At 70.3% G+C, this 15,614-nt stretch carries 15 protein-coding genes; all 15 read left to right on the forward strand.

Annotation, left to right across the window (positions count from 1 at the left end; genetic code table 11):
• Window positions 1–248: 248 nt before the first annotated feature.
• A complete protein-coding gene (thrB, locus tag AC5WS8_RS32815) occupies window positions 249–1,166 on the forward strand; it encodes a homoserine kinase (RefSeq protein WP_496107147.1) in 918 nt (305 codons plus the stop codon).
• A 409-nt stretch (window positions 1,167–1,575) separates the two neighbouring features.
• Window positions 1,576–3,576, forward strand: coding sequence for a transcription termination factor Rho (gene rho, locus AC5WS8_RS32820; protein ID WP_496107148.1), 2,001 nt, complete (start codon window positions 1,576–1,578; stop codon window positions 3,574–3,576).
• Between the two features lie 320 nt (window positions 3,577–3,896).
• Window positions 3,897–5,036, forward strand: coding sequence for an LCP family protein (locus tag AC5WS8_RS32825; protein ID WP_496107149.1), 1,140 nt, complete (start codon window positions 3,897–3,899; stop codon window positions 5,034–5,036).
• A 307-nt stretch (window positions 5,037–5,343) separates the two neighbouring features.
• The gene (gene rpmE / locus AC5WS8_RS32830; protein ID WP_103838593.1) at window positions 5,344–5,565 is read left to right on the forward strand and encodes a 50S ribosomal protein L31; all 222 of its coding nucleotides are present in this window, start codon (window positions 5,344–5,346) and stop codon (window positions 5,563–5,565) included.
• Window positions 5,566–5,699: 134 nt separating this feature from the next.
• Window positions 5,700–6,770, forward strand: a complete 1,071-nt coding sequence (gene prfA, locus AC5WS8_RS32835; protein ID WP_496107150.1) for a peptide chain release factor 1 — start codon at window positions 5,700–5,702, stop codon at window positions 6,768–6,770.
• 90 nt (window positions 6,771–6,860) lie between these two features.
• The gene (prmC, locus tag AC5WS8_RS32840) at window positions 6,861–7,700 is read left to right on the forward strand and encodes a peptide chain release factor N(5)-glutamine methyltransferase (protein WP_496107216.1); all 840 of its coding nucleotides are present in this window, start codon (window positions 6,861–6,863) and stop codon (window positions 7,698–7,700) included.
• A 55-nt stretch (window positions 7,701–7,755) separates the two neighbouring features.
• Window positions 7,756–8,403 carry an L-threonylcarbamoyladenylate synthase gene (locus AC5WS8_RS32845; protein WP_496107151.1) on the forward strand — a complete coding sequence of 216 codons (648 nt, stop codon included), beginning with the start codon at window positions 7,756–7,758 and terminating at the stop codon, window positions 8,401–8,403.
• A complete protein-coding gene (locus tag AC5WS8_RS32850) occupies window positions 8,400–9,080 on the forward strand; it encodes an arsenate reductase/protein-tyrosine-phosphatase family protein (RefSeq protein WP_496107152.1) in 681 nt (226 codons plus the stop codon). The genes AC5WS8_RS32845 and AC5WS8_RS32850 overlap by 4 nt, the downstream gene beginning before the upstream one ends.
• 315 nt (window positions 9,081–9,395) lie before the next feature.
• Entirely contained in the window at window positions 9,396–10,637 is a 1,242-nt protein-coding gene (glyA, locus tag AC5WS8_RS32855; protein ID WP_496107153.1) for a serine hydroxymethyltransferase, read from the forward strand.
• Window positions 10,638–10,763: 126 nt separating this feature from the next.
• Window positions 10,764–12,092 carry an MraY family glycosyltransferase gene (locus AC5WS8_RS32860; protein WP_496107154.1) on the forward strand — a complete coding sequence of 443 codons (1,329 nt, stop codon included), beginning with the start codon at window positions 10,764–10,766 and terminating at the stop codon, window positions 12,090–12,092.
• Between the two features lie 298 nt (window positions 12,093–12,390).
• A complete protein-coding gene (locus tag AC5WS8_RS32865; protein ID WP_496107155.1) occupies window positions 12,391–12,828 on the forward strand; it encodes a Cg1360 family ATP-synthase-associated protein in 438 nt (145 codons plus the stop codon).
• A gap of 225 nt (window positions 12,829–13,053) precedes the next feature.
• Window positions 13,054–13,872, forward strand: coding sequence for a F0F1 ATP synthase subunit A (gene atpB, locus AC5WS8_RS32870; RefSeq protein ID WP_496107156.1), 819 nt, complete (start codon window positions 13,054–13,056; stop codon window positions 13,870–13,872).
• A 79-nt stretch (window positions 13,873–13,951) separates the two neighbouring features.
• The gene (gene atpE, locus AC5WS8_RS32875; protein WP_009190636.1) at window positions 13,952–14,191 is read left to right on the forward strand and encodes an ATP synthase F0 subunit C; all 240 of its coding nucleotides are present in this window, start codon (window positions 13,952–13,954) and stop codon (window positions 14,189–14,191) included.
• 39 nt (window positions 14,192–14,230) lie between these two features.
• The gene (locus tag AC5WS8_RS32880; RefSeq protein ID WP_496107157.1) at window positions 14,231–14,782 is read left to right on the forward strand and encodes a F0F1 ATP synthase subunit B; all 552 of its coding nucleotides are present in this window, start codon (window positions 14,231–14,233) and stop codon (window positions 14,780–14,782) included.
• Window positions 14,779–15,594 carry a F0F1 ATP synthase subunit delta gene (locus AC5WS8_RS32885; protein WP_496107158.1) on the forward strand — a complete coding sequence of 272 codons (816 nt, stop codon included), beginning with the start codon at window positions 14,779–14,781 and terminating at the stop codon, window positions 15,592–15,594. The genes AC5WS8_RS32880 and AC5WS8_RS32885 overlap by 4 nt, the downstream gene beginning before the upstream one ends.
• The last annotated feature ends 20 nt before the right edge of the window (window positions 15,595–15,614 follow it).

The raw sequence follows: 15,614 nt of genomic DNA on the forward strand, positions 1-15,614 counted from the left end.
TTCCGGGGGATAAGCCTTACGGGCGCCCGACAGAGGGTGCACATGGGGAATACGACACGCATCGTGCGCCTCCTGTGCGCCCTATGTCGCCACAGAACCTTCCTTCGATAGGCTGTACTGAACCCGCCCACCGCATATGCCGCAGCCGCATGTGCCGTGGTGCCGCGCCGCCTTCGCGGCCTTCGGGCCCTTGGTACGTCATCGAATGTCATTCGACGATCACGCAGCTCAAGGAGAGTCAACGAGCGATGGCCGGTCCAGCGTTCCGCGCCGCCGCCGTCCGGGTGCGCGTCCCCGCCACCAGCGCCAACCTCGGTCCGGGCTTCGACGCCTTCGGACTCGCGCTGGGGCTCTACGACGACGTGGTCGTCCGGGTGGCCGACTCCGGGCTGCACATCGACATCGCCGGTGAGGGCGGCGAGACCCTCCCGCGGGACGAGAGCCACCTCCTCGTGCGGTCCCTGCGCGCCGCCTTCGACGCCCTCGGCGGGCAACCGCGGGGCCTGGAGATCGTCTGCGCCAACCGCATCCCGCACGGCCGCGGCCTCGGCTCCTCCTCCGCCGCCATCTGCGCCGGCATCGTGGCCGCCCGTGCCGTGACCATAGGCGGCGACACCCGGCTCGGCGACACGGCGCTGCTGGAGCTCGCCACCGAGATCGAGGGCCACCCCGACAACGTCGCGGCCTGCCTCCTCGGCGGCTTCACCCTTTCCTGGATGGAACGCGGCGCCGCCCGTGCGATCCGCATGGACCCCGCGGATTCCATCGTTCCGGTGGTTTTCGTCCCCGGGAAGCCGGTGCTGACCGAGACCGCGCGCGGACTGCTCCCGCGCACCGTGCCGCACGTCGACGCCGCCGCCAACGCGGGCCGCGCCGCCCTGCTCGTCGAGGCCCTCACCAGGCGCCCCGAGCTGCTGCTGCCCGCCACCGAGGACCGCCTCCACCAGGAGTACCGCGCCCCGGCCATGCCGGAGAGCACCGCGCTGGTGGAGCGGCTGCGAGCGGACGGCGTCCCCGCGGTCATCTCCGGCGCCGGCCCCACGGTCCTGGCGCTCGCCGACGGCGCGAGCGCGGACAAGGTGGCCGACCTGGCGGGCGAGGGCTGGGCCGCCAACCGGCTCGAGCTGGACAGCCAGGGAGCGAGCGTGCTGCCGCTTGCGCCCTGACACACGGTTGCCGGATTTCGAGAGGGGGAATGTTTGTTGGATCCGGTAGTGTTAACCTCAAGTCTGCACCCGACCCCGCCATGGCGAGGTGCTTCGTGTCCCCCGTCCGGGACCGACATTCTTCCGGGAGCTTCCCAAGCCGCCCTGTGTTCCGTATCACGTACCTGAGCCGTACGTCGTACGCGGACACCGAGCGGATTGCAGAGCACGCTCCGGAATCGGCGTGACCGAGCCGCGTGACACAAAACCGGGTGTCACGGCTTCGGGAAGCGCCAATCACCAGAAATCTCCTCCGCCGCTTTGGCGGACCACCGCACCGGCACGGTCCACACCAACCGGACCGAAGCCGGACAGCACAACCGGTCGCCGAGCCAGACAGGCCGACGTCCGCTCCAGGGAAGGACCCTTCGTGAGCGACACCACCGATCTGATGGGCGCACGTGTCGAGGACACCGCTGCCGCGCCCGCCACGGACGCCTCCGCGCCTGCCACCGGTGCCGGGTCCCGGCGGCGCCGCGGTACCGGCCTCGAGGGCATGGTGCTGGCCGAGCTGCAGCAGGTCGCATCCGGCCTCGGGATCAGGGGCACGGCGCGCATGCGCAAGAGCCAGCTGATCGAGGTCATCAAGGAGGCGCAGGCGGGGGGTGGTGCCCCGGCCGCCAAGGCCGACACCGCCACCGAGACCAAGCCCAAGCGCCGGGCCACCTCCAGGACGCGCACCGGCGACGACGCCGCCGCGGCCGAGCCCAAGACCGGCAAGGCCGACAAGGCCGCCGAGCAGGCCGTGGCCCAGCAGCAGATCGAGATCCCCGGCCAGGGAGCCGGTGACGGCGCCCCGGCCGAGCGCCGCCGGCGCCGCGCCACCGCCGAGGCCGGCAGCCCCGAGACGGTTGCCGCCGAGGCGCAGAGCGAGCCGAAGGCCGAGACCCCGGCCCAGCCCCAGCAGGCCCAGCCGCAGGGCGACGGCGCCAAGGCCGACGCCGCCGACGGTGGCGAGGGCCGCCGCCGTGACCGCCGCGACCGCGGCCGTGACCGCGACCGCGACCGCCGTGGCGGCAAGGGCGACGACCAGCAGCAGGGCCAGGGCGGCGGCCGTCAGGACCGTCAGCAGCAGGGCCAGCAGCAGGGCGGCGGCCGTCAGGACCGCAACACCGGCCCCCAGGACGACGACGACTTCGACGGCGGCCGCCGTGGCCGCCGCGGCCGCTACCGCGACCGCCGTGGCCGTCGTGGCCGCGACGAGATCGCCGAGCCGCAGCTCGCCGAGGACGACGTCCTGATCCCCGTCGCGGGCATCCTGGACATCCTCGACAACTACGCGTTCATCCGGACCTCCGGCTACCTGCCGGGCCCGAACGACGTGTACGTCTCCCTCGCCCAGGTCCGCAAGAACGGCCTGCGCAAGGGTGACCACGTCACCGGTGCGGTCCGTCAGCCCAAGGAGGGCGAGCGCCGGGAGAAGTTCAACGCGCTGGTCCGCCTGGACTCCGTCAACGGCATGGCGCCCGAACACGGCCGCGGCCGCCCGGAGTTCAACAAGCTGACCCCGCTCTACCCGCAGGACCGCCTCCGCCTGGAGACGGACCCGGGCGTGCTCACCACCCGCATCATCGACCTGGTCTCGCCGATCGGCAAGGGCCAGCGCGGTCTGATCGTGGCCCCGCCGAAGACCGGCAAGACCATGATCATGCAGGCGATCGCCAACGCGATCACGCACAACAACCCCGAGTGCCACCTGATGGTCGTCCTCGTCGACGAGCGTCCGGAAGAGGTCACCGACATGCAGCGGTCGGTCAAGGGCGAGGTCATCTCCTCGACCTTCGACCGCCCGGCCGAGGACCACACCACGGTCGCGGAGCTGGCCATCGAGCGCGCCAAGCGTCTCGTGGAGCTGGGCCACGACGTGGTCGTGCTGCTCGACTCGATCACCCGTCTGGGCCGCGCGTACAACCTCGCCGCCCCGGCCTCCGGCCGCATCCTGTCCGGTGGTGTCGACTCCACGGCCCTGTACCCGCCGAAGCGCTTCTTCGGTGCGGCCCGCAACATCGAGGACGGCGGCTCGCTGACCATCCTCGCCACCGCCCTGGTGGACACCGGGTCCCGCATGGACGAGGTGATCTTCGAGGAGTTCAAGGGCACCGGCAACATGGAGCTCAAGCTCGACCGGAAGCTCGCCGACAAGCGCATCTTCCCCGCGGTGGACGTGGACGCGTCCGGTACCCGCAAGGAGGAGATCCTGCTCGGCGCCGAGGAGCTCGGCATCGTCTGGAAGCTGCGCAGGGTGCTGCACGCGCTCGACCAGCAGCAGGCGATCGAGCTGCTCCTCGACAAGATGAAGCAGACCAAGTCGAACGTCGAGTTCCTGATGCAGATCCAGAAGACGACTCCGGCGCCCGGCAACGGCGACTGAGCAGATCGTCCACGGCACACAGGGCCGTCCCGTCGGGTACGACGGACGGCCCTGTGTGCCGTTGCCTGTGCACCGGGGCGGCCCGCGCGTGCGTCGGCGAGATCTATGCCACAACCAAGCGGTTGTGGGTGGTACGGGCACTATGACCCCGTACGTGAAAAACCGCAGGTGAGCCGTGCACTCCCCACCCTGGAGCGACCCTGCGTGTTTGCCGGGCCACGTCCTGGACACTCTGCGTTGTGCAACTCTTGCTCCGGTTTCTCCGTCTCACCGACGGGGCGACCATGGAGCAATGAGAGGCCGCCAGGACTGAGGAGCACATGCCTTCCGAGAGCACGCCGGACGCCGGCATACCCGGCGCGGCCACGACGCCGGTTGCGCGCCGCGACGGCAAGGGCCGCCGTCGCAGGCCCCGCAGCGCCGGACACAGGGCGGTCCTGGTCACCGCCTGGAGTGCGGCGGGCATCCTGCTGCTCGGCGGCACGGGCGCCGGCTACCTGTACTTCAAGCTCAACGGCAACATCAAGAGCGTCGACATCGACCAGGCGCTCGGCAGCGACCGGCCCGGCAAGGTCGACAACGGCTCCGAGAACATCCTGGTCCTCGGCTCGGACACCCGTTCCGGTGCGAACCGGAAGCTGGGCGGCGGCACCGACGACGGCACCGGCCGGTCGGACACCGCGATGATCGTGCACCTGTACAGGGGTCACAAGCAGGCCAGTGTCGTCTCCATACCGCGCGACACCCTCGTCGACCGCCCCGCGTGCACCGACCCCAAGGGCGTCACCCACGCCGCGGCCCCCGGGTCCATGTTCAACGAGGCCTATTCCGTCGGCGGCGCCACCTGTGCCGTGAAGACCGTCGAGTCGATCACCGGCATCCGCATGGACCACTACGTCGAGGTCGACTTCGCCGGTTTCGAGAAACTGATCGACACCCTCGGCGGCGTCCAGGTGACCACCACCAAGGACATCCACGACAAGAACAGCCACCTCGACCTGAAGGCCGGCACGCACACCCTCGGTGGACAGCAGGCGCTCGGCCTGGTCCGCACCCGGCACGGCGTGGGCGACGGCTCCGACCTCGGGCGCATCCAGCTCCAGCAGGCGTTCCTCAAGGCCCTGGTCAACCAGGTGGAGCACGTCGGCGTCCTGACCAGCCCCAAGAAGCTGTACGACCTCGCCGACACCGCGACGAAGTCCGTCACCACCGACTCCGACCTGGCCTCCGTCAAGGACCTGGCGTCGTTCGCCGAGGGGCTGAAGGGCATCGGCTCCTCCCACCTGAACATGGTGACGATGCCGGTCCAGTACGACACCGCGGACCCGAACCGGGTGCTGCTGGACGAGGCCAAGGCCCGGCTCGTGTGGAACGCCCTGAGAGACGACCGGCCGATCCCGGCGGCGGCGACCCGCGGGACGGCCACCGGGGAAGCCAAGGACGTCCTGACCTCGTCCTGAGGCGCGCCCGGGGGTGAGGCCGCCCGGGAGGCGGCTGCGCGGCCCGGCGCCACGGGGCGCCTCCTCCGGGCTCTTCGAGCAGGGGTCCCCCGGCGCCCGCCCGTGCCGCCCCGGGGACCCCGGGCCCCCGAGGCTCCGGATGGAGGAGGCACGACTGCCCGCAGTCGAGCCGCCCGGGGAATATCCTGCCCGTCCCCCCGGTTTTGGGGGATGGCGCCAGTCCTGGCAGACTGGTACGTCGGCTCCGGTTCACGCTCCCGCATCCCGCGGTTGCGACCCGGCGCCCTCCCGGAAACTAGGAGACACCTTGAAGCGCGACATCCACCCCGCGTACGTCGAGACGCAGGTCAGCTGCACCTGCGGCGCGTCGTTCACCACCCGTAGCACCATCGAGTCCGGCACCATCCGGGCCGAGGTCTGCTCCGAGTGCCACCCGTTCTACACGGGCAAGCAGAAGATCCTCGACACCGGTGGCCGTGTGGCCCGCTTCGAGGCCCGCTTCGGCAAGGCTGCCGCTGCCAAGAAGTAGCGAGCCCACAGCGCCGGTCTCCGGTGCCCCCTTGGCCGGGGGCACCGGGGCCGGCGCTTTGCGGTGCAGCCTTTGTTTGTCGTACACACGTCCCCGTGGCCCGGCCGGGCTGGGGGCATTTCAGGGAGCCGGAGATGTTCGAGGCGGTCGAGGAACTGGTCGGCGAGCACGCCGACCTGGAGAAGAAGCTCGCGGATCCGTCGATCCACGCCGACCAGGCGGGCGCACGCAGGCTGAACAAGCGCTACGCCGAGCTCGGCCCGATCGTCGCCACGTACCGTTCCTGGAAGCAGACCGGCGACGACATCGAGACCGCACGCGAACTCGCCGCCGACGACCCGGACTTCGCCGCCGAGGTCAAGGAGCTGGAGAAGCAGCGCGAGGAGCTGACCGAGAAGCTGCGCCTGCTGCTCGTCCCGCGCGACCCCAGCGACGACAAGGACGTCATCCTCGAGATCAAGGCGGGCGCGGGCGGCGACGAGTCCGCCCTGTTCGCCGGCGACCTGCTGCGCATGTACCTGCGCTATGCCGAGCGCGTCGGCTGGAAGACCGAGATCATCGACTCCACCGAGTCCGAGCTGGGCGGTTACAAGGACGTCCAGGTCGCGGTGAAGGCCCGCGGCCAGGTCGAGCCCGGCCAGGGCGTGTGGGCCCGGCTGAAGTACGAGGGCGGGGTGCACCGTGTGCAGCGCGTGCCCGCGACCGAGTCCCAGGGCCGTATCCACACCTCCGCGGCCGGTGTGCTCGTCACTCCGGAGGCCGAGGAGGTCGACGTCGAGATCAACCCGAACGACCTCCGGATCGACGTCTACCGGTCGTCCGGCCCCGGCGGCCAGTCCGTCAACACCACCGACTCCGCGGTGCGCGTCACGCACATTCCGACCGGTGTCGTCGCCTCCTGCCAGAACGAGAAGAGCCAGCTGCAGAACAAGCAGCAGGCGATGCGTATCCTGCGCTCCAGGCTGCTCGCCATGGCGCAGGAGGAGGCGGAGAAGGAGGCCGCCGACGCCCGGCGCAGCCAGGTCCGCACCGTCGACCGCTCCGAGAAGATCCGCACGTACAACTTCCCGGAGAACCGCATCTCGGACCACCGCGTCGGCTTCAAGGCGTACAACCTGGACCAAGTCCTGGACGGCGACCTCGACGCGGTCATCCAGGCCTGCGTCGACGCGGACTCGGCAGCCAAGCTCGCCGCCGCCGCGTAAGGCTCCGTACCAGCCGACGAGGCCCGTACACAGCACCGGAGGACCAGCGTGCAGCCATTCGACGGGGGGCGCCCCCCGAACCCCCGCAGCGTGCTGCTCGCGGAGGTGGCCCAGGCCACCCAGCGGCTGGCCGACGCCGGCGTGCCCTCGCCGCGCAACGACGCGGAGGAGCTCGCCGCGTTCGTGCACGGCGTCAAGCGGGGCGAGCTGCACACCGTCAAGGACTCGGACTTCGACGCCCGCTACTGGGAGGTCATCGCGCGCCGGGAGCAGCGCGAGCCGCTCCAGCACATCACCGGCCGGGCCTACTTCCGCTATCTGGAACTGCAGGTCGGGCCCGGAGTGTTCGTACCGCGCCCGGAGACCGAGTCGGTCGTCGGCTGGGCCATAGACGCCGTACGGGCCATGGACGTCGTCGAGCCGTGCATCGTGGACCTGTGCACCGGCTCCGGCGCCATCGCGCTCGCCCTGGCCCAGGAGGTGCCGCGCTCGCGCGTGCACGCCGTGGAGCTGTCCGAGGACGCGCTGCAGTGGACCCGCAAGAACGTGGCGGGCTCCAGGGTCGACCTGCGTCAGGGAGACGCGCGGGACGCCTTCCCGGACCTCAACGGCCAGGTCGACCTGGTCATCTCCAACCCGCCCTACATCCCGCTCACCGAGTGGGAGTACGTGGCGCCGGAGGCACGCGACTACGACCCGGAGTTGGCCCTGTTCTCCGGCGAGGACGGCCTGGACCTCATCCGGGGCATCGAACGCACCGCGCACCGGCTGCTGCGCCCCGGCGGTGTGGTCGTCATCGAGCACGCCGACACGCAGGGCGGCCAGGTGCCGTGGATCTTCACCGAGGAGCGGGGCTGGGCCGACGCGGCCGACCACCCCGACCTCAACAACCGCCCGCGCTTCGCGACCGCCCGCAAGGCGCTGCCGTGAGCGTCCTGCAGACTCTTTTCCCGCAGCAGTACGTGTACGAGGAGGCCAGCTGACAATGGCACGGCGATACGACACCAACGACGCGACCGACCGTGCGACGGGTCTGCGCGAGGCCGCGTCCGCCGTCCGCCGGGGCGAACTCGTGGTGCTGCCGACCGACACGGTGTACGGCATCGGTGCCGACGCGTTCTCCGCGGAGGCCGTGGCCGACCTGCTCCAGGCCAAGGGCCGGGGCCGCACCATGCCCACGCCCGTCCTCATCGGCTCCCCGAACACGCTGCACGGACTCGTCACGGACTTCTCCGAGATGGCGTGGGAGCTGGTGGACGCGTTCTGGCCGGGCGCCCTCACGCTCGTCACCAGGCACCAGCCGTCGCTGCAGTGGGACCTGGGGGACACCCGGGGCACCGTCGCCGTGCGGATGCCGCTGCACCCGGTCGCGATCGAGCTGCTGACGGAGGTCGGGCCGATGGCGGTCTCCTCCGCGAACCTGACCGGCCACCCGGCGCCGGAGACCTGTGACGCCGCCCAGGAGATGCTCGGCGACTCGGTCTCCGTCTACCTGGACGGCGGCCCGACCCCCGGCAACGCGCCGTCGTCGATCGTCGATGTCACCGGCAAGGTGCCCGTGCTGCTGCGCGAGGGCGCCCTCTCGCCGGAGGAGCTGCGGAAAGTCGTACCCGACCTCGAGGTGGCGAATTGACGGCCCCTGACGCGGGGCGTGGCATAGGCAACGGGGAAAGTGCGGCCGAGATCACGACGACGTTCGTGGGGCTTCCGCGCGACAGCTTCCGCATCCTCCACGTCAGCACCGGCAACGTGTGCCGCTCGCCCATCACGGAGCGGCTGACCCGCCATTTCGTGCGGGAGCGGCTCGGCGTGCTGGGCGGTGGGCTGATCGTGGAGAGCGCCGGCACCTGGGGCCACGAGGGCGCGCCCATGGAGGCGAACGCGGAGGCGGTCCTGGCGGACTTCGGCGCGGACGCCTCCGGCTTCGTGGGCCGTGAGCTGCTGGACGAGCACGTCATCACGGCCGACCTGGTGCTGACCGCGACGCGGGACCACCGGGCGCAGGTGATCTCCATGGGGCACTCGGCGGGGCTGCGCACGTTCACGCTGAAGGAGTTCACGCGGCTCGTGCGGGCGATAGACCCGGCCACCCTGCCGCCGCTGGAGGACGGCGTGGTGGCCCGTGCGCGGGCGCTGGTGCGTGCGGCGGCTGCTCTCCGCGGGTGGCTGCTGGCGCCGACGGCGGAGGCGGACGAGGTGTACGACCCGTACGGGGCGCCGCTGCCGTTCTTCCGGTCGATCGGGGACGAGATCCATCAGGCACTGGAGCCGGTGGTGACGGCGCTCACGGGGGTCCCGGCGCGGATGTAGGACGCCGGGGTGTTCCGGGGTGCCCGGGAGGTGCGGGTGCCTGGGGGTGTGGGGCCCGGGGCGTCGGTGCCCGGAGCTGTGCGGTGCCCGGAGGGTGGTGGCGTGGCCCGGCGCCTCGGGGCCCCCACCAAGCTCTTCGAGCAGGGCCACCCCCGGCGCCCACCCGCGCCGCCCGGGGGTCCCCTCGGACCGTCAAGGCTCCGGGGGAGGTACGACTGCCCGCAACCAGGGTGGCTCGCCCGTTCAATACCGGGCGCCCCACCGGTCCCCGGCCTACATTGGACCTACGTCCTCGTCGTCGCCCGGGAGCTCACCATGGCGGTCATCCCCACCCTCGAGGCCGACGTCCTGCGGCGGCAGGACCCCGAGATGGCCGAACTCCTCCTCGGGGAGCTGGCGCGGCAGTCGACCACCCTGCAGCTCATCGCAGCCGAGAACTTCAGCTCGCCGGCCGTGCTCGCCGCCCTCGGGTCGCCGCTCGCCAACAAGTACGCCGAGGGATACCCCGGCGCCCGGTACCACGGCGGGTGCGAGATCGTCGACGTCGCCGAGGGCCTCGCCGTGGAGCGGGCCAAGGCACTCTTCGGCGCCGAGCACGCCAATGTGCAGTCGCACTCGGGATCGTCCGCGATGCTCGCCGCGTACGCCGCCCTGCTGCGCCCCGGCGACACCGTGCTCGCCCTCGGACTGCCGCACGGCGGCCACCTCACGCACGGCTCGCCCGCCAACTTCTCCGGCCGATGGTTCCACTTCGTCGGTTACGGGGTGGACGCCGAGTCCGGGCTCATGGACCACGAGCAGGTCCGCACCCTCGCCCGTACGCATCGCCCGAAGGCCGTCGTCTGCGGGTCCATCGCCTATCCGCGCCACATCGACTACGCCTTCTTCCGTGAGGTCGCCGACGAGGTGGGGGCGTACCTCATCGCCGACGCCGCGCACCCCATCGGGCTGGTGGCCGGGGGAGCGGCGCCCAGTCCGGTGCCGTACGCCGACATCGTCTGCGCCACCACCCACAAGGTGCTGCGCGGCCCGCGCGGCGGCATGATCCTGTGCGGAAGCGAACTGGCCGAACGGGTGGACCGGGCGGTCTTCCCGTTCACGCAGGGCGGCGCCCAGATGCACGCCGTCGCCGCGAAGGCCGTCGCGTTCGGGGAGGCGGCGACGGACGCCTTCGCCGCCTACGCCCACCGGGTGGTCGCCAACGCCCGGGCGCTCGCGGCGGGACTGGCCGCCGAGGGGCTGCACATCACCACCGGCGGCACCGACACGCACCTGATCATCGCCGATCCCGCCCCGCTCGGGGTCGACGGCCGCACGGCGCGCGGGCTGCTCGCCGCCGCCGGAATGGTCCTGGACTGCTGTGCGCTGCCGCACGGCGACGCCCGCGGCCTGCGCCTGGGCACCGCGGCACTGACCACACAGGGCATGGGCGAGGGCGAGATGGCGGACGTGGCGGCCCTGTTGGCGTCCGTGCTGCGCCAGGAGACGGAGGCCAGGGCGGCACGCGAGAAAGTGCGGGATCTCACCGAGGGATTTCCGCCGTATCCCGGGCGATGAGGGGTAGGCGCGCGTTATACACAGCCACACATGCAACCATCTTCGCTACCCGTGAGTCCTCAACCGTATGCACGCGAAGCTAGGGTGTGGGGCTGAGGATGCCCAGCCAGACCTGTGGGGAAGCCCGTGCGTGAATACCTGCTGACGCTCTGCATCACGGCCGCGGTGACGTATCTGCTGACAGGGCCGGTACGCAAGTTCGCGATCGTGGCGGGAGCGATGCCGGAGATCCGGGCCCGGGACGTGCACCGGGAACCGACACCCCGGCTCGGCGGTATCGCCATGTTCTTCGGCCTGTGCGCGGGCCTGCTGGTCGCCGACCACCTCAAGAACCTCAACGAGGTCTTCGCCAAGTCCAACGAGCCACGGGCACTCCTCTCCGGAGCGGCCCTCATCTGGCTGATCGGCGTGCTGGACGACAAGTTCGAGATCGACGCCCTGATCAAACTGGGCGGTCAGATGATCGCCGCGGGCGTGATGGTCATGCAGGGTCTGACCATCCTGTGGTTGCCGGTCCCGGGTGTCGGCACGGTCTCGCTCACCCCCTGGCAGGGCACCCTGCTGACCGTGGCCCTGGTCGTCATCACGATCAACGCGGTCAACTTCGTCGACGGCCTCGACGGTCTCGCCGCCGGCATGGTGTGCATCGCGTCGGCGGCGTTCTTCATGTACGCGTACCGGATCTGGTACGGCTACGGGCTCGAGGCCGCCGCCCCCGCCACCCTGTTCGCGGCCGTCCTGATGGGCATGTGCCTGGGCTTCCTGCCGCACAACATGCACCCGGCGCGGATCTTCATGGGCGACTCGGGATCCATGCTGATCGGGCTCGTGCTGGCCGCCGGCGCCATCTCGGTCACCGGGCAGGTCGACCCGGACGCGATGAACCTCTTCTCCGGTTCCGAGCGCGCGACGGTCCACCAGACCGTCCCCGTCTACATCCCGCTGCTGCTCCCGCTGACGATCATCGCCGTCCCGGCCGCGGACCTGGTCCTGGCGATCGTGCGGCGCACCTGGCGCGGCCAGTCCCCGTTCGCCGCCGACCGCGGTCACCTGCACCACCGGTTGCTGGAGATCGGGCACTCGCACAGCCGCGCCGTGCTGATCATGTACTTCTGGTCGGCGCTCATCGCCTTCGGCACGCTCGGCTACTCGGTGAACTCCGCGTCCCTGTGGATCGTGCTCGGCATCGTGATGCTCAGCGCGGTCGGCCTGGTGCTGCTCCTGTTGCCGCGGTTCACCCCGCGCGCCCCGCGGTGGGCCGAGTCCTTCGTGCCCCCGCGCTACCGGCGCCGCACCGCCGCGCAGCCGCTGCCGGCCGCCGTGTCGGAGAGCGGGCAGCCGCGGCAGGAGGAGCGCCGCACGCCGGTCGTCGCGGGCGTCTCGGGCGCCAACGGAGCCACCGCCGTCGGCAACCGTGCGCGGATGGACCGGCGCCGGGCCGAGTCACCGCGCTGATGCGCAAGGTAAGAATCTGACGAGTGCGTTGCCATTTCGTGGGGGAGCAAAGCGGCTCAATACCAGACAAGATGCCCCCGGATCCGCGCAGACGGGCGGGTTCACTCTCATGTGTGACGGTGGGCACATCGCCTAGGTAAAGACCGCATCAAATAGTTTGTGATACCGTTCACGAGAACCCCGGGATAGAGCCGAAGGGTCCGGATGCGACGGTCCCCAGGCGTGCGGACTCGCTCCGGCCCGGGACTACGCTCGTCCATGACGACACCCTGCCCCCTGTGAAAGCGGAGTTGCCGCCATGCCGTCCAATGACGTCCGGAACCTTCTGCAGACCGCTGTGCCCGCAGCGTCTGTCGGCGCGGTCGCCGTCGTCGTCAGCGGTGTTGTCGCGGGCGGCCAGGGAGCGATCGGGGCGGCCGTCGGCACGGTGCTGGCCGTCCTCTTCATGGGGATCGGGCTCTACGTCCTGCAGTGGACGGCGAAATCGCTCCCGCACCTGTTCCAGGCCATGGGGCTGATGCTCTACATGGCCCAGCTCCTGCTGCTCCTGATCTTCGTGGGCATCTTCAAGGGCACTTCTCTCTTCAATCCCAAGACGTTCGCGCTCGCGCTCGTCGTCACCACGGTCGTATGGATGGCCGCGCAGGCGCGTGCACACATGAAGGCCAAGATCTTCTACGTCGACCCGGACTCCCAGAAGAGCGAGAAGCCCGAGAAGACAGGGCCCGCGTCGTGAGGGGTAGGGCCGGGATAAAGACTTGTGAGATCTCCTGCTATCGTCCGGTGCCAACTGCGGCATCGCGGGCGCGGGCATCCGAGCTGACGCCTGCTCAAACGCGAGGCTTGATGCCCCTCAGCCGCCCCCACATCCGTAACACCAGTCCGGTGCCGATCCGCGGCTGCGCGCCGCGCCGACACAACGAGGTTGCCGTATCCATGCGCCACGCCGAAGGAGCCCGCGGTGAGTGCTGACCAGACCCAGCTCGCCTTCGACTGGAGTTGTCGCATCCTGTCCGACAACGGGTGCGGCTTCCCGGCTCCGGGCCTGCAGTCCTTCTTGTTCAAGCCGCTCTTCACCGTCGGCGGCTTCCAGTTCAACAAGGTCATCCTGCTTGCCCTCATCACCACCGTGCTGATCGTCGGCTTCTTCTGGGCGGCCTTCGGGAAGGCCAAGGTCGTCCCGGGCAAGCTCCAGATGATCGGCGAGGCCGGCTACGACTTCGTCCGCCGCGGCGTGGTCTACGAGACCCTCGGCAAGCGCGAGGGCGAGAAGTACGTCCCGCTGATGGTTTCGCTGTTCTTCTTCATCTGGATCATGAACCTGTGGGAGGTCATCCCGCTTGCTCAGTTCCCGGTGTCGTCGATCATTGCGTACCCGATCGTGCTGGCCGCGATCGTCTATATCACCTGGGTGGCACTGACCTTCAAGCGGCACGGCTTCGTCGGCTTCTTCAAGAACGTCACCGGGTACGACAAGTCGCTCGGTGCGGTTCTGCCGCTCGTCATGGTCATCGAGTTCTTCTCGAACCTCTTCGTCCGCCCGTTCACGCACGCGGTGCGACTCTTCGCCAACATGTTCGCCGGTCACCTGATGCTGGCGATGTTCACCGTCGCCTCCTGGTACCTGCTGAACAGCTGGATGGTCCCGGCCGCCGGTGTCTCGTTCGTGATGACGATGGGTCTGATCGTCTTCGAGATGTTCGTCCAGGCCGTCCAGGCGTACGTCTTCGTACTGCTCGCCTGTTCCTACATTCAGGGCGCTCTCGCCGAGCACCACTGAGTCGTACCACCAGCCCGCAATCCCACAGTCGTCCGGTGGCCAACCCCCACCGGTCCGTAAAAGAGAAGGAAGAAACGGCATGTCCGCTGCCATCGACCTCGCCGCCGGCGTCTCTGGTTCCCTCGGTTCCATCGGCTACGGCCTCGCGGCCATCGGCCCCGGTATCGGAGTCGGCATCATCTTCGGTAACGGCACCCAGGCCCTCGCCCGCCAGCCCGAGGCCGCCGGTCTGATCCGTGCCAACCAGATCCTCGGCTTCGCCTTCTGTGAGGCGCTCGCCCTCATCGGCATCGTTATGCCGTTCGTGTTCGGTCGGTAATCAACCACCCACCGACACGTTTCGACGAAAGGCACTCATGTGATCGCCAACCTGGTACAGCTGGCGGCCCCGGAGGAGGGCGGCAGCCCGCTCCTTCCGGAGTACCCCGAGCTGCTCGTCGGCACCATCGCCTTCGCCATCGTGTTCTTCTTCTTCTGGAAGAAGCTGCTTCCGAACATCAACAAGGTTCTGGAGGAGCGGCGCGCGGCGATCGAAGGCGGCATCGAAGAGGCCGACGCCATGAAGGTCGAGGCCCAGAGCGTGCTCGAGCAGTACAAGGCTCAGCTCGCCGAAGCCCGGCACGAGGCCGCGCGGCTGCGCCAGGAGGCGCAGGAGCAGGGCGCCGCCCTCATCGCCGAGATGCGCGCGGAAGGCCAGCGGCAGCGTGAGGAGATCATCGCCGCCGGTCACGCGCAGATCGAGGCCGACCGCAAGGCCGCCGCGCAGAACCTGCGGCAGGACGTCGGCAGGCTCGCCACCGAGCTGGCCGGCAAGCTCGTCGGCGAGTCCCTCGAGGACCACGCCCGGCAGAGCCGCGTGATCGACCGCTTCCTCGGCGAGCTCGAGGAGAAGGCCGAGGCCGCGCGATGAACGGAGCGAGCCGCGAGGCCCTGGCAGCCGCACGCGAGCGTCTCGACGCGCTCACGGACGCGACGTCCGTGGACGCTGCGCAGCTCGCCGACGAGCTGGCCGCCGTCACCGCGCTGCTCGACCGCGAGGCGTCGCTGCGCCGGGTCCTCACCGACCCGGCGCGGGCCGGCGAGGCCAAGGCCGGGCTGGCCCAGAGCCTGTTCGGCGGCCAGGTCGGCGGGCCGGTCGTGGACCTGCTGTCCGGCATGGTGCGCTCGCGCTGGTCGCAGTCGCGCGACCTGGTCGACGCGCTGGAGGAGCTGGCGAACCTCGCCGACCTCACGGCCGCCGAGAAGGCGGGCGCGCTCGACGACGTCGAGGACGAGCTGTTCCGGTTCGGCCGGATCGTCTCCTCCAACACGGAGCTGCGCGCCGCGCTCACGGACCGTGCCGCCGGCACCCCGGCCAAGATCGAGCTGCTGCACCGGCTGCTCGGCGGTCGTGCCGACGTCACGACCGAGCGTCTGGTCACGCGCCTTGTGACCGCGCCGCGGGGACGTAGCCTGGAATCGGGAATCGAGTCCCTGTCCAAGCTGGCCGCCGCCCGTCGTGACCGTCTGGTCGCCGTCGTGACCTCGGCGGTCCCGCTGAGCGACATCCAGAAGCGGCGCCTCGGTGCCGCACTGGCCAAGCTCTACGGCCGCCAGATGCACCTCAACCTGGACGTCGACCCGGAGGTCGTCGGAGGGATCCGGGTGCAGGTCGGTGACGAGGTCATCAACGGTTCGATCGCGGACCGACTCGAGGACGCCGGCCGCCGCATGGCGAGCTAGCACCAACTCCATACGCAGGA

Source organism: Streptomyces sp. PTL18 (genome assembly GCF_059510295.1).